This is a genomic window from Pseudomonas graminis, from assembly GCF_900111735.1.
GTDB lineage: Bacteria > Pseudomonadota > Gammaproteobacteria > Pseudomonadales > Pseudomonadaceae > Aquipseudomonas > Aquipseudomonas graminis.
Genome location: NZ_FOHW01000038.1, coordinates 23,596 through 46,001, shown reverse-complemented (window position 1 = coordinate 46,001; position 22,406 = coordinate 23,596). Strand labels below are relative to the sequence as shown.

The window sequence follows — 22,406 nt, the reverse complement described above, 5'->3', positions numbered from 1 at the left end:
AGCCGGTCCCACTAGCTACCGCGTGCAGTCAGTCAAACCGGGTGGAACGCCGACTATGGGACTGCCTGGACCTCGACTGTGGGACCGGCTTTAGCCGGGAAGACGTCAGGCGTCACTCCGCAAATCTGATGGCGTTCACACCGGCCCCTTCCCGGCTGAAGCCGGTCCTACTAGATGCCGCGTGCAGTCAGTGAAACCGGGTGAAACGCCGACTGAGGGACTGCCTGGACCTCGACTGTGGGACCGGCTTTAGCCGGGAAGACGTCAGGCGTTTCACCGCAAATCTGATGGCGTTCACACCGGCCCCTTCCCGGCTGAAGCCTGTCCCACTAGATACCGCGCGCAGTCAGTGAAACCGGGTGGAACGCCGACTGTGGGACTGCCTGGACCTCGACTGTGGGACCGGCTTTAGCCGGGAAGGCATCAGGCGTCACTCCGCAAAACCCGAGCCGAACTCGTCACCCATTACTCCCTGCTAGATGAAGATTCACCCCATGCGGCATCCCGTCCCTAGAGAACCCTCGCCCATCGCTGTATAGTTTTTTACACACCGAAACAATGAGCAACAGATGTTCCCTTCCAAGCTGTATACCCCTCTGTTGCTCAGCCTGTTGGCGTTGATCGTGACGGCCCTCTGCGCGCTGTTATTGGGCCGCTATGAGATTTCAATCCACGAACTCAGCACGTTCATCGCAACCCTGCTGGGCCTCAGCGACATGCCGGCGCAGCGCTACGACCTGCTGCACAGCCTGATCATTGAGGCGCGACTGCCCCGGGTCGTCGCGGCGGTGCTGGTGGGCGCCGGGCTTTCAGTCTCGGGCGCGGCGTATCAGGGCGTGTTCCGTAACCCGCTGGTGTCGCCGGGCTTGCTTGGGGTGTTGAGCGGCTGCGCGTTCGGCGCGGCGCTGGGGATTATCTGGCACCTGCCGCCCCTCGCCATTGCGCTGGTGGCGTGCGTGACCGGGCTCATCGCCGTGGCGGTCGGTCTGGGCATCGCCCACATGTTTCAGACCCCCTCGATCCTGCTGCTGGTGCTCGGCGGCATTGTTGCGAACGCCCTCTTCACCTCGCTACTGTCCATCGCCCAATACATGGCCGATCCGGTGGATCAGTTGCCGAGCATCGTCTATTGGCTGCTCGGCAGCCTCAGCGCCGTCGACGTGCAGGCGCTGTGGATCATCGGTCCGATTCTGGCCGTGGCCATCGTGCTGCTGTGCCTGACCGGCCGCGCCATCGATGCGCTGTCCCTGAGTGATGACGAGGCCCTGAGCCTGGGCGTGCCGGTGGAGAAAATTCGTGGAGCCCTGATTGTGCTGACCACCCTCATCTGCGCACTCACTGTGAGTCTGGCAGGCATGGTCGGCTGGATCGGCCTCTTGATTCCGCACCTGGCGCGGCTGCTGGTCGGCCCCGGCAATACTCGATTGCTGCCCCTCAGCGCCTGCCTCGGCGGGATCTTCCTGCTGGCGGCCGACGGCGTAGCTCGCAGTGTGTCGGCGGGAGAAATCCCCCTCGGCATCATCACCGAACTGTTCGGCGCGATCGCCTTTGTGCTGGTGCTGCATCGCGTGCGCAAGGGTTGGCTATGAAGCGCTTGCAGGCCCGCCAACTGAGCTATCGGATCGGCGACCGTTTGATCCTCGACAATGTCTGCCTGGACATAAAAGCCGGCGACAACATCGCCCTCCTGGGGGCCAACGGCGCTGGCAAAAGCACGTTGATGAAGCTGCTGCTGGGTTTGCTGACGCCCCACGCCGGCGAGGTGCTGATCGACGGCCAGCCGATGGCCTCGATGAAGCGCCGCGCCGTCGCCCGGCAGATCGCCTACGTGCCCCAGAGCCACGTGCCGAGCTTTCCGTTCAGCGTCGCTCACATCGTCGGCCAGGGTCGACTGCCCAACGTGGGCCTGGGCCATGCACCGAGCCGCGACGACCAAACCTATGTCCAGCAGGCCCTGACCGACCTGGGCATTCTTCACTTGAGTGAACGGCCATACACCGAGCTATCCGGCGGCGAGCGCCAGTTGGTACTGATCGCCCGGGCCATGGTCCAGCGCGCCAATATCATCATTCTCGACGAGCCGGTCACCGGTCTCGACTACGGCCACCAGCTGCGCCTGCTGGCCTTGCTCAAGCGCCTCGCCGCCCAGGGCATCAGCCTCCTGTCCAGCACCCATCGCCCTGAACACGCTCTCGCTTCGGCCAATCGCGTGCTGGTCCTGCACGAAGGCAGACTCATCGCCGACGGCGCTCCCCATGACGTCATCGACAGCCCCCTCATGGCGCGCCTTTACCAGGTCGCCGTCGAGCAGATCGACACCGACGGCCACCGCTTTTTTATTCCTTGCCGAGTGTTTACATGACCCGATCCTTCTCATCGCGCCTGGCGTTCGCGCCGCTTTTGTTTGGCGGCTTCGCCCAGGTCAGCCTGGCGCAAGAAATGACCCTGGCGCCGCTGGACATCAGTGCCGAACAGTCGATTACCGATCAGGCGCGTGAGAAGTCGGCGACCCTCGGCCCCATGGGTGAGCGCAGGCTGCTGGACACGCCCTATTCCATCAGCGTGCTGTCCTCCGACCTGATCGACAGCCAGCAGCTGAAAAGCTTCAAGGACATCATTCGCTACATGCCCTCCGTACAGGCCGACGGCGCCCGGCCACAAACCCGGGGCCTGCAGGGCAGCGTGGTGCAGAACAGCCGGCTCGACGACCTCAACGTGGTGTCGACCACCGATTACCCGGCCGAGCAACTGGGCGGCGTCGAAGTGCTGAGCGGGCTGTCGGGGTCGCTGTATGGCCCGGCGAATCCGGCCGGCACCTTCAACCTTCTGTCGAAACGCCCGACCGATTTCACCCGCAATCGAGTGACCCTCGGCGTAGGCACCGGGCTGACCTGGCTCAAGGCCGCTGACCTGAGCGGCCCGTTCGACCCGGACGGCAAGATCAAATACCGCCTGAACGTGGCCGACGAACAAGGCCACAGTTATGCCCCCGGCAGCACGTTGCGCAGGCAGCTGGTTAGCCTTGCCACGGATTTCCAGATCAGTGATGACAGCGTCATCGAAACCAATTTCAGCCACTACGACTACCTGTCCAAGGGCCTGCCCGGCAAGTTCGCCGTCGCCTCAGGGGTGACGCTGCCCCACGCGCCGGACCCGACACGCAGCAATCTCGGGCAAAATTATTCCGGCGACAACAACACCACGGACACCGCCAGCGCGCATTTCAAGCACGACTTCGACGGCAACTGGAAACTCGACATTGGCGCACTGCGGCAGATCGCCGACCGCGAGTCCACCGCGGTCACCAACACCCTGATCAACAACGCCGGCACCTATCGCAGCTCGGTGGCGAGCGCGACCGCCAGCCGCTTCACCATCAACAGCTACCTGGCCAACCTCAATGGCAGCGTCTACACCGCCGGCATTCGCCATGATTTGACCGTCGGCGTCACCGGTTTTGACTGGGACAACTACAACCCCGTGGCTGGCGGCACGAAAACCCTCGGCACCGCGTCATTGAACAACCCGATCGCCTTCGACGGGCCGGACTTCCCCGATTTCACCGACCGCTACCACTCGGCCAACGCCCGCCAGCGCTCGTTCGTGCTGGGCGACACCCTGACGTTCACGCCGAAATGGAGCCTGATGCTCAGCGGTAGCCAGAGTCGCCTGACCGCCGACAACTATTCTCAAGCCGGCGTCCACACCTCATCGCAGGACTCGGGCATCAGCACGGCGAGTAGCGTGATGTACAAGCCGGTGGACGACCTGACGCTGTACCTGACCTACGCCGACAGCCTGCAACAGGGCGACAGCGCCGCGGCTGGCAGCAGCAACGCCGGGGCGATCCTGTCACCGTACCGCAGCCGCATGTGGGAGCTGGGCGGCAAATGGGTCGCGCGCGGGGTCAACCTGTCGCTGGCGGCATTTCAGATCAAGCGCCCCTTCGCCTACACCCAGCCCGATAACGTCTATGCCGTGGCGGGTGATCAGCGCAATCGCGGGGTGGAATTCCTGGCCGACGGTGACCTGAGCCAAAACCTCAAGATGTTCGGCGGCATCACCTGGCTGGACCCAAAGCTGCTGTCCACCGGCAACGAAAGCACGGAAGACACCCGGATCGTCGGGCTATCACGGATGACGGCCAGTCTGCTGACCGAATACCGCATCGATCAGGTGCCGGGCCTCGCCGTCAACCTCAACGCCCGTTACGCCAGCGCCCGCCCCACGGACGACAACAACGATCACTGGGTGGGCAGCTACAAGACCTTCGACGCCGGCGCCAGCTACAGCACCCGGTTGATGAAGCGCGACACGGTCTACCGCCTCGAAGTCACCAACCTGGCCAACGAACGCTACTGGACCAACATCGTCCCCGGCGGGCTGAACGGCTATACCGGTGCCGGGCAAGCCAGCGCCACCCCGGCCGCGCCGCGCATGGTGCAGGCGTCGATTCAGGTGGACCTGTGAACAGGCGGCGGGGCGGCATGGGCCGTTTGCTGAGCGGTTTGCTGCTGGTCAGCCTGAGTGCCAGCGCCTTCGCTGATCCGGGCGACGAGGGCCAGACCATTCAGGCCAGCCCGCTGAAATCGAGGCAGGTGCAGGACGATGGCGGACAACAGGTCAAGGTCCCGGCAGCACCCGCGCGGATCGCCGATGGCTGGTATGCCCATCACGTACTGCTGATGACGCTGGGCGCCGGCTCGCGCATCGTTGCGACGGTCAACCATCCTGAAAGCCAACCATGGATGTTCAAGATCCTTCCCGCCCTAAACCAGGCCACGGCCATCGAAGGTACGGGTTTCAATGCCGAGACCCTGCTGGCCGGGCACGTCGAGCTGGTGTTCACTGCCCTCGGCGACCGGCAGGCCATTGCCTACAGACAGCTTGGCCTGCCGGTCATGCAGATGGGCTACACCGACCTTGCCGGGCTGAAACGCTCGATGCTCAACACGGCCGAGGCCCTTGGCGGTGCCGAGCCACGCACGCGGGCACTCGCCTACAACGGGTTTCTGGATCAGCAACTGGCATCGGTCAATGACGCAGTGGCCGGCATCCCGGCGGAGCAGCGGCCGAAAGAGCTGCACATCGCGTCGGTCAATCCGCTGAAAGTGGATGGCGCCGACACGCTGATCAACGACTGGATCAAGCTCGCCGGAGGCCGCAATGCCGCGACGGGGCTAAAGGGCAATCTGCAGATTGTGTCGGCCGAGCAGTTGCTGGCCTGGCAGCCGGATGTCCTCATCCTCGCAGCGAACGCAGGCCGGCTGGACCAAGCGGCACAAGCGCAACTGCTGAACCAGCTTGAGGCCGTGCGCAACGGACGCGTCCTGCGCAATCCGGCCGGGGTTTTCCCGTGGGATCGGTACGGCACCGAAGTGGCGCTTCAGGTCCCGTGGGCGGCGCAGCAGTTGCATCCCGCGTTGTTTACGGACGTGGACATGGCGGCACAGACGGTGGACTTCTACCGGCGCTTTTTCGATTACCCGCTGACGCCCGAAGATGCCCAGAGAATTTTGCACGGTGAGCCGCCAGCGACTGCCCCCTAGGACTCGACCTTGGGGAAGACTACAATCGCCGTCCTCGTGCACTGACTGATCCACGCCTCGCATGCCAACTTGCTCCGTACACCCACTGCCCTATCACGCTGACCCCAGCGGTTACTTCGCCCGCGTGCGCGTTGCCCCGGGCGCCGTGCTGCTGGACAGCGGTCGCCCGACGGCGGACCGTGGCCGCTTCGATCTGCTCAGCGCCTGGCCGATGGAAGCCCTGCTGCCCGTTGCGGACGAATCCGGTCCGGCCTTTCTTCAGCGCCTGCGTGAATCACTGGCCCGCCTCGGTGAAGCCGACCTGCCCGAGCACTGCGCGCTGCCGTTCGCTGGCGGATTGATCGGTTATCTGGCGTACGACTTCGGTCGTCTGTTCGAGCCCCTGCCCGATCAAGCCATTGATGACTTGTACCTGCCCTCGGCGCGGCTGGGGCTGTACGCCTGGGCGCTGATCAGCGATCACCACGAGCGCACCAGCCAGTTGGTGTTTCACCCGTCCCTTGACCACGCCGAACGCCAGCGGCTCATCGCGCTGTTCGAGCAACCGGGGGCGCAAGCGGACGCCTCGTTCAAGCTGACAGCGCCCTTCGCGCCGGACATCGATGCCGAGCAGTACCAGCAGGCCATCGAGGGGATTCACGCCTACATCCAGGCCGGTGACTGTTATCAGGTCAATTTCGCCCAGCGCTTTCGTGCGCAGTACCTCGGTGATCCGTGGGCAGCGTATCAAGCACTGCGGGTGGCCTGCCCCACGCCGTTCGCCGGGTATCTTGCGCTGCCAGCGGGCGATGCGGTGTTGAGCCTGTCGCCGGAGCGGTTTGTCAAAGTCAGTCAGCGTCAGGTCGAGACACGGCCGATCAAAGGCACGCGGCCGCGGGGACGGGATGCCGATGAGGACGCCGCGTTTGCTCAAGCGCTGCTTTCGAGCCCGAAAGATCGCGCCGAGAACCTGATGATCGTTGACCTGCTGCGCAATGATCTAGGGCGCACCTGCCGGATTGGTTCGGTGAGCGTGCCGGAGTTGTTCAGCCTCGAGAGCTATCCCAACGTGCATCATTTGGTCAGCGCGGTGACGGGCGAACTGGCCGACGGCAAGGACGCGCTGGACCTGATTGGCGGCAGTTTTCCCGGTGGGTCGATCACCGGCGCGCCGAAGATCCGCGCGATGCAGATCATTGACGAACTGGAGCCCACTCGGAGGGCGCTGTATTGCGGCTCGTTGATGTACCTGGACGTGCGCGGCAGCATGGACAGTTCAATCGCCATCCGCAGCCTACTGGCAAAAGACGGCCAGATGGCGTGCTGGGGCGGCGGCGGCATCGTCGCTGATTCGCAGTGGGAAGCGGAATATCAGGAGACCTTCACCAAAGTTCGGGTGTTGATGCAGACGCTTGAGGGGTTGTGATCAACCGATTGGGGATTGGTGCTGGATCGCGCGCCTACGCGAATCTATGGGTCTAGGGTGGCCGTTGGGGCGTGAGCACACGTAGATACCTAGGAGCCGGCTTGCTGGCGAAAGGAGTCGGTCATTGAATAGCTCATCTCCTGACCTGACGCGTTCGCCAGCAAGCCGGCTCCTACAGAGGGAGGCGTGCGTCCACTGAGAACATGCCAGCGACAACCAACGGTGGCAGCCGTCCGGAGTCAACGCCAGGTATGAGATCCGTAGGAGCCACATCCGCGTGTCCGTCTCCGTGCAGCTGCTTTCGGGCAAACGGCCCGACGTTTTTTGTTACCATCTGCGCCATTACGAGCGCCTAAGCGCCAGCCCTGATCAGGAAGCCGCCCAGATGAACCACCCTTTCGACGTTGACGACATCGCCGCCACTTTCGCCAACAAATCCCCGTCCGACATCCTCAAATTCGCCTTCCAGCACTTTGGCGACGACCTGTGGATTTCCTTCAGCGGCGCGGAAGACGTGGTGCTGGTGGACATGGCCTGGAAAATCAACAAGAACGTCAAGGTGTTCAGCCTGGACACCGGCCGGCTGCACCCGGAGACCTATCGCTTCATCGATCAGGTCCGCGAGCAGTACAAAATCGACATCGACATCGTCAGCCCGGACCGCGAAAAGCTCGAGCCGATGGTCAAGGAAAAGGGCTTGTTCAGCTTCTACCGCGACGGCCACGGCGAGTGCTGCGGGATCCGCAAGATCGAGCCGTTGCGCCGCAAGCTGTCCGGCGTTACCTCTTGGGCCACCGGCCAGCGTCGTGATCAGAGCCCGAGCACGCGCAATAACGTGGCCGTGGTTGAAATCGACGGCGCGTTCTCGACTCCGGAACGCACGCTGTACAAATTCAACCCGCTGGCCCAGATGAGCAGCGCCGATGTGTGGAACTACATCCGCATGCTCGAGCTGCCGTTTAATGCCCTACACGAGCGCGGCTTCATCAGCATCGGCTGCGAACCCTGCACACGCCCTGTCCTGCCGAATCAGCACGAACGCGAAGGCCGCTGGTGGTGGGAAGAAGCGACGCAGAAGGAATGCGGGCTGCATGCCGGGAATATGATCGCGAAAGAATAGAAAAGCAGCTTCAAGCCTCAAGCCTCAAGCTGCAAGAGAACGGCGGTCCGCGTGAGGTCTGCTGTTTCTTGCAGCTTGAAACTTGCCGCTTTAAGCTGAGGCTCGCCTCTCAATGCTCCGGCAGTTGAACGCCGGCAAACAGCTCTTCCAGTTCCTGCTTGTTGTGGCACTGAATGGCTTTGGCCATGACGTCGCGGGTCAGGTGCGGGGCGAATTTCTCGATGAAATCGCACATGAAGCCGCGCAGGAAGGTGCCGCGGCGGAAACCGATCTTGGTCACGCTGGCTTCGAACAGTTCGCTGGCGTCGAGCACCACCAGATCGCTGTCCAGCTTCTGATCGACGGCCATTTTCGCAACGATGCCTACGCCTAACCCCAATCTCACGTACGTCTTGATGACGTCAGCGTCGGCGGCGGTAAACACCACTTTCGGCGTCAGGCCACGGTGGCTGAACGCTTCATCGAGCTTGGAACGGCCGGTGAAACCGAATACGTAAGTCACGATCGGGTATTCGGCGAGAATCTCGAGGGTCAGCTTCGGCACCTTGGTCAGCGGATGGCCCTGGGGGACGACCACGCAGCGGTTCCAGGTGTAGCACGGCATCATCACCAGATCGCCGAACAGCTCCAGCGCTTCCGTGGCAATGGCGAAATCGACCGTGCCGTCCGCGGCCATTTCCGCGATCTGCATCGGTGAGCCCTGATGCATGTGCAGCGCGACATCCGGGTACTGCTTGATGAAATTGCTGATGACTGGCGGCAGCGCATAACGTGCCTGGGTGTGGGTGGTGGCGATGGACAGCGTGCCCTTTTTCTCGTTGGAGAATTCCTGGGCAATCTGTTTGATGCTCTCGACCTTGCGCAGGATCTCGCCGGCGGTGGTAATGATGCGCTCGCCCGCCGGAGTGACGCGTGTCAGGTGCTTGCCGCTGCGGGCGAAGACCTCGACCCCCAACTCGTCTTCCAACAGGCGGATCTGCTTGCTGATGCCTGGCTGGGAGGTGTAGAGGCTTTGTGCCGTCGCTGAAACGTTGAGGTCGTGGTGCGCCACTTCCCAGATGTAGCGCAGTTGTTGAAGCTTCATATGTATCCCTCAAAGCCGGAAGACGCCACGGGCATCAGCGACGGTATATAACTGGATTATTGGTCAGGAAGGCAAAGCTAGAACTTTTTATCACTTTTACCCGGCAATGGCACGCAGCTTTTAGCGCCCTTGGCACATTCCCGGAACGCAATCACGTTTGTGTACGCCTGTGCAGCATTGGCACCATGTACACCGGCACGTCGGACAGTTGCAGAACTCGCGCCGCCGTCCGGCCGATCGGCGTATCGCCCTCCCCTCCGTGGCTGCGACTGCCCACCACCACCAGGTCGACGCTGAGCAGGCGCGCCTGATCGAGTATCACATTGGATGGATCGCCCTGGACCACGCGAACGCTGCGGATCAGGGCAAGGTCCTCATGCCCCTCCCCCAGTTCTTCACGGAAACTGGCCATTACCCGGGCCTCAATACCGTCGATCACCGTGTTGACGCCCTCGCTGTGCAGCTCTTTGAGCACGTCGGCGGCCAGGTAACTCTGCAGCACGGACTCGGCGAACAGGCCCATCGGCTCGACCACATGCACGACGTGCAATTCGGCATCGAAGGTCCGCGCGAGTACCAGCGCGTGCTGCAGCGTATACGGCGCATAAGCACCAAGGTCCGTGGCGTAGAGCATCGAGCGGATCATGGGACCCCCGGTCAGCCTTTGAAGTGAAGACTTGATCAGCGTAGCAGCGCGCCGCGCACTCCGACGGGCAACGGGTACTTTTCGTTCTAACGCCTCAGGGTTTTAGCTCGTTGCTGATGCCATGGGGCACATGGCCGGTCGCCACGACTTCCCGCGCGCGCTCACAATGGCCGGGCTGATCGTCGAAGAACACGTCGGCAGCGAATGCCTCCAGAAACGCCGATTTGTCCAGGCCGCCGAGGAACAGCGACTCATCCAGACGGATGTCCCACTCGCGCAGCGTACGAATCACCCGTTCGTGAGCCGGAGCCGAGCGCGCAGTCACCAGGGCCGTGCGAATCGGGCAGGACTCTTCAGGGAATTCGCGCTGCAAGGCGTTCAATGCCGCGAGAAAGGGTTTGAAAGGCCCGCCGGGCAAGGGCCGTCGCGCCGCCTCGCGCTCGTTGGCCTGAAACGCCTCAAGGCCACCAGATTGATACACGCGCTCGGACTCATCGGAGAACAGCACAGCGTCGCCGTCGAACGCGATGCGCAGCTCGGCACTGGCCGCGCGACGGGCGCCACCGGAGAGAATCGTCGCGGCGGCGAACCCCGCATCCAGCGCGCTGCGCACGTCTTCGGCGTGGGTGGACAGGAACAGATGACTGCCGAAAGCGGCCAAATACGGAAACGGACTGCGCCCGCCGACGAACGCCGCGCGGGAAATGTCGAGGCCGTAATGCTGAATCGAATTGAACACACGCAAACCGGTGTCGGCACTGTTGCGCGAGACCAGCACCACTTCCACCCGGGACTGGTTGAGGCTGGCGTTCAGGCTGAGCAGTTTTTCCACCAGACGGAACGCATCACCAGGCTCGAGGATTTCATCCTCGTGGTCGATCTGGTACTGACGGTACGCAGCGACCCCGCTGGCCATATAAACGTCATGACTTTCGCGCAAATCAAACAGCGCCCGCGAGGAAATCGCCAGCACCAGCTTGCTCCCCGGGGTTTTAACGTTCAGCTGAGTGCTCATCAGTTTTCCTTGAAGCGGGAGGTGGGCAGACGTACGGCAATGGCCATCAACGATTGCCGCGATCAATAAACGCCAGCGCGTGATACAGGGCGCGCACCTTGGGCATGTCGCAGCCGGCGGCAAGCGCAGCCGCGAGGGGCCGGGCGTAGATGGCGTCGAGTTCCAGAGGGCGTTTTTCGGTGAAGTCGTGGTACATGCTCGGCCGGTAATCCGGCATCTGGCCGGTGACCTTGAGCAATTGCTCGGCGTAGCCCTCCGGCAGCACGTGCCCGCACGCTTCGGCGCCTTGCACCACTTCCGCCATCAGCCCCTGGATCAGCGCGCGGCTGTCGCCGTCGGCCATCAGCGGCGTGGTGCTGGCGTTGAGCAGAACGGAAAGCCCGTTATAGGGCACGTTCCACACCAGCTTTTGCCAGCGCGCCTTGTCGAGGTTGTCCATGGCCACAGAGTCGATGCCCGCCTGGTGAAACAGCGAAGCGCCCTGCTCGACCCAGTGCCCGCGCGTTGCCGTATCGGCCGGCCCGCTGTGGTAACCGATATTCACGGCACCGAAGGCCTGATGGGTGATCTGCCCCGGCCCTGTGCGATAAACGCAGACGAAACACAGGCCGCCCAATAGATGCAGGGAATCAGGCAAGGCTGCGCGCAGCTCTTGCTCGACACCCAAGCCGTTTTGCAGGAGCAAAACCTTGGCGTCCGGCGCCGCGGCCTGAACGATGGCGGAAGCGACCCCGCCGTTGCCGGTGGTCTTGGCGCCGATCAGCAACCAGTCGCAGGGTGGCATGTCGGCAGCTGAGGCGTAGGCATGGACGTTTTCCAGCACCAACGGGCCATGCACCTGACTGTCGACGTGCAGGCCATTGCGGGCGACGGCATCGAATTCGCTGCGCAGCAGAAAATGCACATCAAAACCGCCCCGGGCCAGCATCACGCCGTAGAAACCGCCGATCGCACCGGTGCCGATGATGCCGATCCGGGGTTTGATCGCGCTTTTGCTCGCTGCGTCTTCGCTCATGGAAACTCCGCTTCAGGGTAATTCGTCTGGTGGCGTTGCCAGCGCCTGGGCCAGGCCCGTGACAATGGCTTCGGCGGACATCTGCGTGCGAAGGGGCCCGAAGAAGGCACCGTCACGCACCACAAACATCGTCGGCAGATGAAACACGCCATAGCGCTCCACCGCGCCGCCGTTCTCTTCGGCATCAATCCAGCACAGGCGATCCAGGGGCAAGGATTGCTCGGGTAAATGGTGCCGGGCCCAGCGGCAACTGGAGCAGCCCAGGCTGGTGAAAATCAGCAGTGAGACGCCGGGCAGGTTGAGAAGTTGCTGGTCGAGGTCGAAGTCCGTCAGTTGCAATTGATCCACGCGCTTCTCCTCTGAATGATGTTCGGTTGATTGAATATCCGGCGCCTGCTTTCGTAGGACCGGCTTCAGCCGGGAATCGCGGTCTATCAGTGGGACCGGCGTTAGCCGGGATGATCCATCGTGCGGTTCCGCAGCCTGAAACAGGTCAGACAATGCCGCAAGCGTTGGACGAAAGCCACGTTTACCCATTGTCGAACCACCGGCTAACGCGCTAAGGTTCGGCTCCCCCGTTGCGCTCAATCATGCTCGGCTCCGCCGCACGGGGACGCTGGCGGCCAGCATCCGTGACCTGATGAGTAACACGATGGCTGATTTACCGATTGACGACCTCAACGTTGCCTCCAACGAGACACTGATCACCCCGGATCAGCTGAAACGCGAAATCCCGCTGACTGCCGCCGCACAGGCCACTGTCAGCCAGGGCCGCGAAGTCATCCGCAATATCCTCGATGGCAAGGATCACCGCCTGTTCATCGTGATCGGGCCCTGCTCGATCCACGACCTCAAGGCCGCCCACGAATACGCCGATCGCCTGAAAGCACTGGCCGCCGAGGTGTCCGACACCTTGTACCTGGTCATGCGCGTCTATTTCGAGAAGCCACGCACCACCGTCGGCTGGAAAGGCCTGATCAACGATCCGTACCTGGACGACTCCTTCAAGATCCAGGATGGCTTGCACATCGGCCGTCAATTGCTGCGCGACCTGGCCGAAAAAGGCCTGCCGACCGCAACCGAAGCGCTCGACCCGATCTCGCCCCAGTACCTGCAGGACCTGATCAGCTGGTCGGCCATCGGCGCGCGCACCACTGAATCCCAGACTCACCGGGAAATGGCCTCGGGTCTGTCCTCGGCAGTCGGCTTCAAGAATGGCACCGACGGCGGTTTGACTGTGGCCATCAACGCCCTGCAATCGGTGTCCAGCCCCCATCGCTTCCTTGGTATCAATCAGGAAGGCGGCGTGTCCATCGTCACCACCAAAGGCAACGCCTACGGTCACGTGGTATTGCGCGGCGGCAACGGCAAGCCCAACTACGATTCGGTCAGCGTCGCCCTGTGCGAACAGGCGCTAAACAAGGCGAAGATCAAACCGAATATCATGGTTGATTGCAGCCACGCCAACTCCAACAAGGACCCGGCGCTGCAGCCTTTGGTGATGGAGAACGTTGCCAACCAGATTCTCGAAGGCAACCAGTCGATCATCGGCCTGATGGTCGAGAGCCATCTGAACTGGGGCTGCCAGGCGATTCCCAAAGACCTCGCCGACCTGCAATACGGCGTGTCGATTACCGATGCCTGTATCGATTGGGATAGCACCGAAAAAACCCTGCGCAGCATGCACGCCAAGCTCAAGGACGTACTGCCCAAGCGCACACGCGACTGACCGGCCCGCAGAAACGACAACGCCGAGCACATGCTCGGCGTTTTACTGTGTGAAGCGCTTCGGTCAGATCTTGGCAGCCTGCCGCTGGTTGCGCTCCATGTAGCGCTCCACGTAGGAACACGACGGAATCACGGTGTAGCCGATCCGGTCGGCGTAGTCGAGGGCCACCTTGGTCAAGGCCGCCGCTATCCCCCGCCCGCGCAGTTCGTTGGGCACGAACGTACGGTAGATATCCAGGGTCTCTTTACCCAGGTCCATGTACGTCAGATAGGCACGGTAGCCGTCGATATTGACTTCGAACTGGTGACCGGTCTCGTCATGGTGGATGGACAACGCCTCGCTCATCACTACTCCTCGCGGGTCTTGGAATTGGACCCTTACCTTATCGACATTTTCCCGGCGAAGGAACCTCTACAGGCAGTATGACTACTATTGGCTTTCGCAATAGCGCCCTCTGCAATAGAGCGGACTGCGCCACCCTGTGCGGTTTGGACACCGCGAAGAGCATCGCTGTTCTCAAACAATTTGAGCACAGGCAAATAGTAGGCGCCCTGAGCAAGCGCGCTCAAGTGAATCAACTGTTAATTGCGCTGCCGCACATCTGACTGCGTGACCATGGAACCTGTTATCGCCGGCGAATGTCCATTGAGACGGAACGCCCGGATTCAAGTCACTTGAAGGTCGTCCAGACCTCCCTGAAATGGTGCGCCTGCCACGATAATCCACTCGGCTAAAGAGATTGCCGGCACTGCGAAATTGCGTGGACCGGGGGTCGCCTGACAGACGCTTTCGGGTGGAGGTTTTTGTCTACGAAGAAAAGGCGTGAGGAGTGGCACGGAACCCGTTCAAGCCCAAGAATTTTATGCACATCTTGCGCGCGGTCCGTTTACTTACTACAAACAATGAGTAAGATGTACGCCGGTCGTTTTCTCACTCTCGAGAGATGACTAATTTGATAGAAGTCCTTTAAGGGGAACACGATGAACAACGTTCTGAAATTCTCTGCTCTGGCCCTGGCCGCAGTTCTGGCTACCGGTTGCAGCAGCGCATCCAAAGAAACCGAAGCTCGTCTGACTGCAACTGAAGACGCAGCCGCTCGTTCGCAAGCCCGTGCCGATGAAGCCTATCGCAAGGCTGACGAAGCTATGGCTGCAGCTCAAAAAGCTCAGCAAACTGCTGACGAAGCCAACGAACGCGCTCTGCGTATGTTGGACAAGGCTAGCCGTAAGTAATAATCCCTCGGGATTATTAATAAGCCGACCCGTTACCGGGTCGGCTTTTTTATTGCCCGGGATATGCCGGTGGCGTCTCTTGACGAGGCATTTGCCGGGCAATAAAAAACCCGCCCCCCTGCGGCGCAGGACGGACGGGCATCAGCACCGCTCTGGTTTGCAGCGCGAGTGTTATTGCAGCGTCATCGGCGCGCCGCCCAGAACGGGCGCCGGCGTTGTCGGCACGGCGATCTCGACCGGCATGCCGTCTTCGGCAGCGACCACGTCCCGCACTTCATCCCAGTTGATCCGCAGGCTGTTGGCCAGGTCTTCACGCTTGAGCAGTGCATTGATCACGGCGGTGTGCTTGTCGACCACCGACGGCTTGCCGCTTTCGTCCAGCGGCGTGTGCGCTTCCAGGTAGACCTTGCCGCCGCTGACGCCGAACTTGTAGGGCTCGCTCATGATGCGCACGGTGGTGCCCACCGGGACCATGTCCGCCATTTCCAGCACGTTGTTGTTGTACATGCGGAAGCAGCCGTGGCTGGTGCGCATGCCGATGCCGAACTTCTTGTTCGAACCGTGGATCAGGTAGCCCGGCAGGCCGAGGCCGAATTTGAACGGTCCCAGCGGATTGTCCGGCCCGGCCGGTACAACATTGGGCAGGATGTCGCCGTCGGCGGCGTGCTCAGCCTTCACCGAGGCCGGCGGCGTCCAAGTCGGGTTAGGGGTTTTGGCGGTGACCTTGGTGGTGGAAACCGGCGAACCCCAGCCCTCGCGACCGATACCCAGCGGGAAGGTGTACACCACGTTCCGGCCTTTCGGGTAGTAGTACAAACGGTACTCGGCGAGGTTGATGACGATGCCTTCGCGCGGACCCGGCGGCAGGATGAAACGCGTTGGCAATACCACTTGTGTGCCTGCGCCCGGCAGCCAGGCATCGACGCCCGGGTTGGCGGCGATCATCTCCAGGTAGCCCAGGTCGTAACGGGTGGCCAGGTCGGCGAAGGTGTCTTCGTACTTGGCGGTAACGGTTTGCACCTGGCCGATGATGTCCTCACCGGGCGGCGGCAACGGAAACTCCAGGGCGGAGACGGGGCCGGCCGCGCACAGCGCAGCGAGCGACAGACAGCGGGCGAAAGCTGGAATGCGCGACAACATCCGGAGAATCCTTGGTAAACGGAAGGCTTGATTGTGCGCGATTGTACACGCACGCCTTCGCGTTCGGGGAGTGCTCGCGCGCCCTTATACGCCGGCTTCCAGTTCCGGCCAGATCGGGTGCCAGCCGCGCCGTTGGGCGTCGATGATCGCCCGGCACAGGGGGCACAGCCGCTCGTCCTGATAAACCGTCTGCTGCACTTCCGACCAGCGCGGCTGGGCGGGCAACAAAGTGCCACACAAGGTGCGGTCGGCAGAACCTGCCAGTTCGAGCTGGCGAGCGACCAGATGCACGAGGATTTCCTGGCACGCGAACAGGTCGAGCTGTTCGTCAGGCTCGATCAATTGATAGGCATAAAGGGACCAGGCAGGACGGCGCGGCATTGGGGGCTCCAGAGCGGGGGCGCCACATTAGCCGAAAGCCCCCGTCCGGAAAAGGCCTGCAGGCCTTTAAATCAGCGGTTTTGGTCTGAGGGTCTGGAAACCGTACAGCTGCCGTCGCGGCATCGGCGGCTGCCATCCGGATGAGGTAACCACGCCAACTGGGGACGAAAGCGGCAGAACAGCCGATAACCGACGTTGAGCAAAGGCCGCAGGGGCCGCCATGACAGCGGTGCAGCCCATGCCCCAAGCCCGGCGGCGCGCCAGCTCCAGAGGGTAGCGTCCAGTCCGGTAACCCAGGTGCCGTCGTCGAATCGGGCATGCAACACAGACTGCATCTGCTCATGGGTGAATCCGAGAGCCTGTGCATCAAAGCCCTCTTCGCTCATGTCGACAAACCGCAGTCGAGGTGCCGTTGCGTCAGCCGTAGCGGGCGCTTCTGCGTGGGCACGCAAGAGCTTGATCTCCCGCGCGCAAAGCGGGCAGTCACCGTCGAAATAAAGCGTGAGTGGCCACTGCTCTTTCTTGTACATCGTCAGCGTCCTGTATAGGTTTCGCCCACCATAGGCGCAAACCGGGCCGCTGACAATGGACGGCTGGTGCAGACGTCATGCCGAACACGGGCCACGCCACAAGACCAGTGGCGGTCTCACGCCCGGCAGAGAAAGACGCCTATGGTCCAGGTCTGCCTCCAGACAGTCCCGTTTAATTTATTAAAATGTCCGACTCATCGACCGGTTTGTCGAAAAAGTGCCGTGGGACCATCACGGTAGGCCTGAACAATCCATTTATTACGCGGTTAACAGATTCGCCTTCGAGTAGCTCGCGACTCATGTCGTCCGGCATGCTGTTTCTGCAGGTTTGAATAATGGACAAAGCGAGCCCTATTTTCATATGCGGGCCATGAAATGTGGCTTCGCCAGGGGTAAAGGCGCGCGATTCAAGTTTATCGATAGCGTCCGCTGCCTCTTCTTCGTCCATATGCTCTTCAATGGCGTCAAAGCGTAAGCCCACAGAGGGCGGTATGGCGGTCAATGGGTCGACAAGATGCAGGGTCGCATGGCTGAGGATCTTGGGCTGATCAAACTTGAATCTCATCAATTTGTCGCCAAACCGGCTGCTGTCTTTCTGAGGTTGATCACCCGCCTCAAGTGAAAAAAACACGTGATCATCGTTGGCAAGCATGTCGATATCGTGGTCCGTCGTGTTTTCAGTGTTGAATGCTATTTGCCTTTCCTCCAGCTTTCTTCTGGAAAATAACGAAACCGTACCGTCCGGACGTTTTATGTCGGCATCAGATGGCGCTGCGTGGGTGATATAAAGCGGCTCATCAATCAGGCTTTTGATGAAGGCCTTTTCATAACCTTTGAGGTTTGCAGCATTGACCTCGCCTCTCAGGGTGCCGATGTTTTCGGCTGAAAGCTTCTTGAGCGTCAGGTCTTCCCCGGATTCCAGTTCCCAGTACCATTTCGGACCGTTTTTCAGCATTGATGCCTGGACGTTATCCGCGGTTTTCGACCTCAATCCTGAGATCAGTTTTTCTGCAAAGTGGCCGAGCTTGCTATCAAATCGAAGATCCAGAACTGTTTCTTTATCAGAGACTCGGGCTGCCACGAGTGATTTAAGGTACTTATTTTGATCCACGTCAACGGACACGGCTAAAACATCGGGTCCGGGCGTCTGGTTATCGTCCGTCTCGTGCTGCACCAAATAGGAAACGATTCCGTCCTGACGTTGCGTGGTAGGCGTGTTTTCGTCTGGATTCAGCGCCGTACGCAAATAGGCTCTGGACTGAGCATCAAGACGGCTTCTGAGCGTTCCTATCAGAAAGGAATCTCCGCCTACTTTCACCTTTGAAGGCATCGCTACGGAACGGTTTCTGGAAGGCGCCAAGTCGGCTGGATAGGCTTGGTTCGACGACCGCGTTGAGGTTGGGGCATTGGAACTGTGCAGCTGCGCGCTTTCAGGAATGTGGAAAGCAGGTTGCTGACCTTGATAGGGGCGAATGGGATTCATGTGGGCCTCCTGGTGCCTGGAAGCATCTAGGTGGTCTAAAGCGGTCCCGCGGTTCCCGGCGTGATCATGACTTGCTCATCACATTGGGCGTCACCGTTGCTGATGAGAGCATTGGTTGTAACAACGGTGGGACAAAGCTGTAAAAAAAAACCGCATCACGAGCCGATGAGGCACCAGGAGGGAAGTCCATCCTGAACGCCTCAGCGATTGCATTTAAAGAAGTGGCTTAAGCACGGGCCAGACGTTATCCAGCAAGTACGGCTGAGCCGGCACATTGGGGTGGATGCCGTCTTGTTGCGTCATGTCGGGTCTGCCACCCACACCCTCCAGCATGAACGGCACCAGCGCGACATCGGTGGCTTCGGCGACTTTCGGGTAAACCGCCGCGAAGGCCGTGGTGTAGCGTTCACCGTAGTTGGGCGGGATTTTCATGCCCAGTAGCAACACCTTCGCCCCTGCCGCTTTGGACTGCTCAACCATGTCGGTAAGGTTTTGTTGCAATTGCGCCGGCGGTTGCCCGCGCAGGCCGTCATTACCCCCCAGTTCAAGGATCACCAGATCCGGTTTGTGCTCGGCAAGCAGCGACGGCAGCCGCGCCTGGCCCCCTGCACTGGTGTCGCCGCTGACCGACGCATTGACCACTTTTTCCTTGAAGCCTTCCTTCGCCAGACGCTGTTCCAGCAGACTGACCCAACCCAACCGGGTATCCAGGCCGAAAGCCGCGCTGATACTATCGCCAACGATCAGCACCGTGCCTGCCATCGCGCCTTGTGATACCAGCAGCAAACCCAGGCCAGCACTTAAAAACCACGCACGCATCGGATTCTCCATGAGCGAAAGTATTCTCAGTGCTCGGAACCTCAGCAAAGTGGTCCCAAGCACCGAAGGTGACTTGACCATCCTGCACGAACTCTCCCTGGAACTAAACAAGGGCGACACGCTGGCCATCGTCGGCGCGTCGGGCTCGGGCAAATCCACCCTCCTCGGTCTGCTGGCCGGCCTCGACCTGCCCAGCGCCGGTTCCGTCGTCCTGTCGGGGCGTAACCTCAGCGAGCTGGACGAAGATCAACGCGCCCGGGTGCGCGCCGAGCACGTGGGCTTTGTGTTTCAGTCCTTCCAGTTGCTCGACAGCCTGAACGCGCTGGAAAACGTCATGCTGCCGATGGAGCTGGAAGGCCGCAAAGACGCCCGCGATCAGGCCCGGCATCTGCTGGAGCGCGTCGGCCTGGGTCAGCGCCTGACCCACACGCCACGGCAGCTGTCGGGCGGCGAGCAGCAACGGGTCGCCATCGCCCGCGCGTTTGCCGCCGACCCGGACGTGCTGTTCGCCGATGAGCCCACCGGCAATCTGGACAGCCACACCGGCGAGCGCATCAGTGATCTGTTGTTCGAACTGAACCAGGAACGCAACACCACCCTGGTGCTGGTCACCCACGATGAGCGTCTGGCCCACCGTTGCCGGCGCCTGATCCGTCTCGAGGGTGGCCGACTGGTCGCCCCAATGGAGCCTTGATGGCACGCCTGCCTTTTTCACGCCTGCTCAGCCTCGCGGCGCGCCAGCTCATGCGCGATGCCCGCGCCGGCGAGCTGCGCGTGCTGTTCTTCGCACTGGTGGTGGCGGTTGCCGCCAGCACCGCCATCGGCTATTTCGGCGCACGCCTCAACAGCGCCATGCTGCTGAGAGCGACGGAGTTTCTCGGGGCCGACCTGATCCTCGGTGGCTCCGCGCCGGCAACCCCTGCGCAGATCGACGCCGGCAAGGCGCTGAAGCTGGATCACTCGCAGATCGTGATTTTCTCCAGCGTGGTGGCCACCGACAACGGCATCCAGCTGGCCAGCGTCAAGGCCGTAGATGAGGCGTACCCGTTGCGCGGTGAGCTGAAAAGCGCCCCTGCCCCCTACGAAACCGAAACCGTTGGCGGTGAGCCGCAACCCGGTGAAGCCTGGGCGGAAGCGCGGATCCTGGTGGCGCTCAACTTGAAAGTCGGCGACAGCATCGACGTCGGCTCCAAGACCTTGAAGCTGACCCGCGTGCTGACCTACGAGCCCGACCGCGCCGGCAACTTCTACAGCCTGACGCCTCGGGTGATTATCAACATCGCGGACCTTGAAGCCACCAAGGTCGTGCAGCCCGGCAGCCGCGTCAGTTATCGGGATCTGTGGCGCGGCACGCCGCAAGACCTCGCCGCCTACCGCAAGGCCGTTGAACCCGGGCTGGCGCCAAACCAGAAAATCGACGACGCCCGGGATGGCAATCAACAGATCGGCGGCGCCCTGGGCAAGGCCGAGCGTTATCTGAACATGGCCAGTCTGGTCGCGGTGCTGCTGGCCGGCGTGGCGGTGGCCTTGTCGGCGGCGCGTTTCGCGGCTCGCCGGTTCGATGCCAGTGCGCTGTTGCGTTGCCTGGGCCTGTCGCGCAATGAAGCGCTGGCGCTGTTCGGTCTGCAGCTCGCCATGCTGGGCGTTGCGGCCAGCACAGCGGGCGCCCTGCTCGGCTGGTTTGCCCAACTGGGCCTGTTTCATTTGCTGGAAAGCCTGCTGCCCGCCGCCGTGCCGCCGGGTGGCTGGCTGCCGGCAGTCGCCGGTATCGGCACAGGGCTCGTTGCCCTGGCCGGCTTTGCACTGCCGCCGCTGGCGGCGCTGGGTCGCGTGCCGCCGCTAAGGGTGTTGCGTCGGGACATGCTGCCGATCCCGGCCAGCACCTGGCTGGTCTATGGCGCAGCGCTGTTCGCGCTGGGCCTGATCATGTGGCGTTTGAGTCTCGACCTGGTGCTGACCTTCGCCCTGCTCGGCGGCGGTCTTATCGCGGCGCTGATACTCGGCGGCGTGTTGCTGCTGGCCCTGAAAAGCCTGCGCCGCTTGCTCGCCGGTGCCTCGCTGCCGTGGCGTCTGGGCCTGGGTCAGCTGTTGCGCCATCCCATGGCCGCCGCCGGCCAGTCGCTGGCGTTCGGTCTGATTCTGCTGTCCATGGGGCTGATTGCGCTGCTGCGTGGCGAGTTGCTCGACACTTGGCAGAACCAGCTGCCCAAGGACGCGCCGAATTACTTCGCGCTGAATATCCTGCCCAACGACAAAGACAACTTCGCTGAACGCATGGGCCGCCTGTCGACCCACAGCGCGCCGCTGTACCCGATGATTCCGGGGCGTCTGATGACCATTAATGGCGAGCCGGTGAGCAAGTTCGTCACCAAGGACTCCCGTGGCGAAAACGCCACCCAGCGCGACCTCAACCTGACGTGGGCGGCAACGCTGCCGGAAGGCAACAGCATCACCGCCGGGCAATGGTGGGCAAGCGATCAGCCGCCTGCGGAGGGCGTGGTTCCCGGAGTGTCGGTGGAAACCAAACTGGCCAACAGCCTGAACATGAAGCTGGGCGACACCCTCGGTTTCGTGATTGGCGGTCTGACCCGCGAGGTCAAGGTCACCAGCCTGCGCGATATCAACTGGGACACCTTTCAGCCTAATTTCTTCATGATCTTCCAGCCCGGCACCCTCAAGGATGTGCCGGCCACGTACCTGACCAGTTTCTACCTGGCGCCGGGCAATGATCAGCAGATCGTCGAGTTGTCCCGGGCCTTCCCGGCCGTGACGATCCTGCAGGTGGAAGCGTTGCTGGAGCAACTGCGCAGCATTCTCGATCAGGTGACGATGGCGGTGCAGTACGTGTTGCTGTTCGTGCTGGCGGCGGGGATGGCGGTGTTGTTCTCCGGCTTGCAGGCGACCCTCGATGAGCGGATTCGACAGGGCGCGCTGCTTCGGGCGCTGGGTGCCAGCCGGGCGTTGTTGATCAAGGCCCGGCGCATCGAGTTCGGTCTGCTCGGGGCGGTGAGTGGTGTGCTGGCGGCGGTTGGCTGTGAACTGGTGAGCTTTGCCCTGTACCGTTACGCCTTCAACCTGCAGTGGCACCCCCACGCCTGGCTGCTGGTGCTGCCACTGATCGGCGCTCTGCTGGTCGGCGGCGCGGGCGTGTTCGGCACGCGGCGCGCGCTGAACGCCAGTCCGCTGCAAGTGCTGCGCGAGGGTTAGCGGTGGGGTTTGACGGTGGGCGGCAATGCGCCGCCCACCGTCTACCCAGAT

The 22,406-nt window shown here is 61.9% G+C and carries 21 protein-coding genes; 10 read left to right on the top strand and 11 right to left on the bottom strand.

The window, feature by feature from the left end:
• Positions 1-569 precede the first annotated feature (569 nt).
• The 6 genes from BMY98_RS22155 (at position 570) to BMY98_RS22130 (ending at position 8,074) form a co-directional block, all read left to right on the top strand.
• Entirely contained in the window at positions 570-1,589 is a 1,020-nt protein-coding gene (locus tag BMY98_RS22155; protein WP_074892516.1) for a FecCD family ABC transporter permease, read from the top strand.
• Positions 1,586-2,362 (top strand): ABC transporter ATP-binding protein, encoded by a 777-nt coding sequence (locus BMY98_RS22150; RefSeq protein WP_074892515.1) that lies wholly within the window; start codon positions 1,586-1,588, stop codon positions 2,360-2,362. The genes BMY98_RS22155 and BMY98_RS22150 overlap by 4 nt, the downstream gene beginning before the upstream one ends.
• Entirely contained in the window at positions 2,359-4,470 is a 2,112-nt protein-coding gene (locus tag BMY98_RS22145; RefSeq protein ID WP_245760106.1) for a TonB-dependent receptor, read from the top strand. The genes BMY98_RS22150 and BMY98_RS22145 overlap by 4 nt, the downstream gene beginning before the upstream one ends.
• A gap of 17 nt (positions 4,471-4,487) precedes the next feature.
• On the top strand, positions 4,488-5,549 hold the full coding sequence (locus tag BMY98_RS22140) for an ABC transporter substrate-binding protein (RefSeq protein ID WP_083398860.1): 1,062 nt from the start codon (positions 4,488-4,490) through the stop codon (positions 5,547-5,549).
• Between the two features lie 61 nt (positions 5,550-5,610).
• Positions 5,611-6,954, top strand: coding sequence for an aminodeoxychorismate synthase component I (gene pabB / locus BMY98_RS22135; protein WP_074892514.1), 1,344 nt, complete (start codon positions 5,611-5,613; stop codon positions 6,952-6,954).
• 385 nt (positions 6,955-7,339) lie between these two features.
• Positions 7,340-8,074, top strand: a complete 735-nt coding sequence (locus tag BMY98_RS22130) for a phosphoadenylyl-sulfate reductase (RefSeq protein WP_074892519.1) — start codon at positions 7,340-7,342, stop codon at positions 8,072-8,074.
• Positions 8,075-8,183: 109 nt separating this feature from the next.
• Here the strand turns inward: BMY98_RS22130 and cysB are convergent, their stop codons facing one another.
• The 5 genes from cysB to BMY98_RS22105 all read right to left on the bottom strand — a co-directional run bounded on the left by cysB (position 8,184) and on the right by BMY98_RS22105 (position 12,182).
• Positions 8,184-9,158: an HTH-type transcriptional regulator CysB gene (gene cysB, locus BMY98_RS22125; RefSeq protein WP_074892513.1), complete on the bottom strand. Its 975-nt coding sequence runs from the start codon at positions 9,156-9,158 to the stop codon at positions 8,184-8,186.
• A 151-nt stretch (positions 9,159-9,309) separates the two neighbouring features.
• Positions 9,310-9,804, bottom strand: a complete 495-nt coding sequence (locus tag BMY98_RS22120) for a universal stress protein (RefSeq protein ID WP_074892512.1) — start codon at positions 9,802-9,804, stop codon at positions 9,310-9,312.
• A 94-nt stretch (positions 9,805-9,898) separates the two neighbouring features.
• A complete protein-coding gene (locus BMY98_RS22115) occupies positions 9,899-10,819 on the bottom strand; it encodes a 5'-nucleotidase (RefSeq protein WP_074892511.1) in 921 nt (306 codons plus the stop codon).
• Positions 10,820-10,865: 46 nt separating this feature from the next.
• Positions 10,866-11,834 carry a putative 2-dehydropantoate 2-reductase gene (locus BMY98_RS22110; protein WP_074892510.1) on the bottom strand — a complete coding sequence of 323 codons (969 nt, stop codon included), beginning with the start codon at positions 11,832-11,834 and terminating at the stop codon, positions 10,866-10,868.
• A 12-nt stretch (positions 11,835-11,846) separates the two neighbouring features.
• Entirely contained in the window at positions 11,847-12,182 is a 336-nt protein-coding gene (locus BMY98_RS22105; protein ID WP_175514203.1) for a YbbN family protein, read from the bottom strand.
• Positions 12,183-12,486: 304 nt separating this feature from the next.
• Between BMY98_RS22105 and BMY98_RS22100 the strand changes: the two genes are divergently transcribed.
• Positions 12,487-13,563: a 3-deoxy-7-phosphoheptulonate synthase gene (locus BMY98_RS22100; RefSeq protein ID WP_074892509.1), complete on the top strand. Its 1,077-nt coding sequence runs from the start codon at positions 12,487-12,489 to the stop codon at positions 13,561-13,563.
• A 63-nt stretch (positions 13,564-13,626) separates the two neighbouring features.
• Here BMY98_RS22100 and BMY98_RS22095 read toward each other — a convergent pair whose 3' ends face one another.
• The gene (locus BMY98_RS22095) at positions 13,627-13,908 is read right to left on the bottom strand and encodes a GNAT family N-acetyltransferase (protein ID WP_065988521.1); all 282 of its coding nucleotides are present in this window, start codon (positions 13,906-13,908) and stop codon (positions 13,627-13,629) included.
• Between the two features lie 635 nt (positions 13,909-14,543).
• On the opposite strand from BMY98_RS22095, the gene BMY98_RS22085 reads away from it, so the two are divergent.
• The gene (locus BMY98_RS22085; protein ID WP_065988522.1) at positions 14,544-14,795 is read left to right on the top strand and encodes an Lpp/OprI family alanine-zipper lipoprotein; all 252 of its coding nucleotides are present in this window, start codon (positions 14,544-14,546) and stop codon (positions 14,793-14,795) included.
• Between the two features lie 171 nt (positions 14,796-14,966).
• Here BMY98_RS22085 and BMY98_RS22080 read toward each other — a convergent pair whose 3' ends face one another.
• The 5 genes from BMY98_RS22080 to BMY98_RS22060 form a co-directional block, all read right to left on the bottom strand.
• A complete protein-coding gene (locus tag BMY98_RS22080) occupies positions 14,967-15,935 on the bottom strand; it encodes a L,D-transpeptidase family protein (RefSeq protein WP_074892507.1) in 969 nt (322 codons plus the stop codon).
• An 84-nt stretch (positions 15,936-16,019) separates the two neighbouring features.
• Positions 16,020-16,316, bottom strand: a complete 297-nt coding sequence (locus BMY98_RS22075) for a hypothetical protein (protein WP_065988524.1) — start codon at positions 16,314-16,316, stop codon at positions 16,020-16,022.
• Between the two features lie 71 nt (positions 16,317-16,387).
• Positions 16,388-16,846 (bottom strand): thiol-disulfide oxidoreductase DCC family protein, encoded by a 459-nt coding sequence (locus BMY98_RS22070; RefSeq protein WP_074892506.1) that lies wholly within the window; start codon positions 16,844-16,846, stop codon positions 16,388-16,390.
• Positions 16,847-17,018: 172 nt separating this feature from the next.
• Complete coding sequence (locus BMY98_RS22065; RefSeq protein ID WP_074892505.1) at positions 17,019-18,329, bottom strand: hypothetical protein; 1,311 nt, start codon at positions 18,327-18,329, stop codon at positions 17,019-17,021.
• A gap of 213 nt (positions 18,330-18,542) precedes the next feature.
• Entirely contained in the window at positions 18,543-19,148 is a 606-nt protein-coding gene (locus BMY98_RS22060; protein ID WP_074892504.1) for an arylesterase, read from the bottom strand.
• A gap of 10 nt (positions 19,149-19,158) precedes the next feature.
• Here BMY98_RS22060 and BMY98_RS22055 point away from each other — a divergent pair, with 10 nt between their 5' ends.
• Together BMY98_RS22055 and BMY98_RS22050 are read left to right on the top strand one after the other, a co-directional pair.
• Complete coding sequence (locus tag BMY98_RS22055; RefSeq protein WP_065988527.1) at positions 19,159-19,842, top strand: ABC transporter ATP-binding protein; 684 nt, start codon at positions 19,159-19,161, stop codon at positions 19,840-19,842.
• Positions 19,842-22,355 carry an ABC transporter permease gene (locus BMY98_RS22050; protein ID WP_074892503.1) on the top strand — a complete coding sequence of 838 codons (2,514 nt, stop codon included), beginning with the start codon at positions 19,842-19,844 and terminating at the stop codon, positions 22,353-22,355. The genes BMY98_RS22055 and BMY98_RS22050 overlap by 1 nt, the downstream gene beginning before the upstream one ends.
• The last annotated feature ends 51 nt before the right edge of the window (positions 22,356-22,406 follow it).

Bases quoted from the DNA above. Each gene is read 5' to 3' on its own strand.
- BMY98_RS22155 (WP_074892516.1), top strand. From the start codon at position 570: ATGTTCCCTTCCAAGCTGTATACCCCTCTGTTGCTCAGCCTGTTGGCG.
- BMY98_RS22150 (WP_074892515.1), top strand. From the start codon at position 1,586: ATGAAGCGCTTGCAGGCCCGCCAACTGAGCTATCGGATCGGCGACCGT.
- BMY98_RS22145 (WP_245760106.1), top strand. From the start codon at position 2,359: ATGACCCGATCCTTCTCATCGCGCCTGGCGTTCGCGCCGCTTTTGTTT.
- BMY98_RS22140 (WP_083398860.1), top strand. From the start codon at position 4,488: ATGGGCCGTTTGCTGAGCGGTTTGCTGCTGGTCAGCCTGAGTGCCAGC.
- pabB (WP_074892514.1), top strand. From the start codon at position 5,611: ATGCCAACTTGCTCCGTACACCCACTGCCCTATCACGCTGACCCCAGC.
- BMY98_RS22130 (WP_074892519.1), top strand. From the start codon at position 7,340: ATGAACCACCCTTTCGACGTTGACGACATCGCCGCCACTTTCGCCAAC.
- cysB (WP_074892513.1), bottom strand. From the start codon at position 9,158: ATGAAGCTTCAACAACTGCGCTACATCTGGGAAGTGGCGCACCACGAC.
- BMY98_RS22120 (WP_074892512.1), bottom strand. From the start codon at position 9,804: ATGATCCGCTCGATGCTCTACGCCACGGACCTTGGTGCTTATGCGCCG.
- BMY98_RS22115 (WP_074892511.1), bottom strand. From the start codon at position 10,819: ATGAGCACTCAGCTGAACGTTAAAACCCCGGGGAGCAAGCTGGTGCTG.
- BMY98_RS22110 (WP_074892510.1), bottom strand. From the start codon at position 11,834: ATGAGCGAAGACGCAGCGAGCAAAAGCGCGATCAAACCCCGGATCGGC.
- BMY98_RS22100 (WP_074892509.1), top strand. From the start codon at position 12,487: ATGGCTGATTTACCGATTGACGACCTCAACGTTGCCTCCAACGAGACA.
- BMY98_RS22095 (WP_065988521.1), bottom strand. From the start codon at position 13,908: ATGAGCGAGGCGTTGTCCATCCACCATGACGAGACCGGTCACCAGTTC.
- BMY98_RS22085 (WP_065988522.1), top strand. From the start codon at position 14,544: ATGAACAACGTTCTGAAATTCTCTGCTCTGGCCCTGGCCGCAGTTCTG.
- BMY98_RS22080 (WP_074892507.1), bottom strand. From the start codon at position 15,935: ATGTTGTCGCGCATTCCAGCTTTCGCCCGCTGTCTGTCGCTCGCTGCG.
- BMY98_RS22075 (WP_065988524.1), bottom strand. From the start codon at position 16,316: ATGCCGCGCCGTCCTGCCTGGTCCCTTTATGCCTATCAATTGATCGAG.
- BMY98_RS22070 (WP_074892506.1), bottom strand. From the start codon at position 16,846: ATGTACAAGAAAGAGCAGTGGCCACTCACGCTTTATTTCGACGGTGAC.
- BMY98_RS22065 (WP_074892505.1), bottom strand. From the start codon at position 18,329: ATGAATCCCATTCGCCCCTATCAAGGTCAGCAACCTGCTTTCCACATT.
- BMY98_RS22060 (WP_074892504.1), bottom strand. From the start codon at position 19,148: ATGCGTGCGTGGTTTTTAAGTGCTGGCCTGGGTTTGCTGCTGGTATCA.
- BMY98_RS22055 (WP_065988527.1), top strand. From the start codon at position 19,159: ATGAGCGAAAGTATTCTCAGTGCTCGGAACCTCAGCAAAGTGGTCCCA.
- BMY98_RS22050 (WP_074892503.1), top strand. From the start codon at position 19,842: ATGGCACGCCTGCCTTTTTCACGCCTGCTCAGCCTCGCGGCGCGCCAG.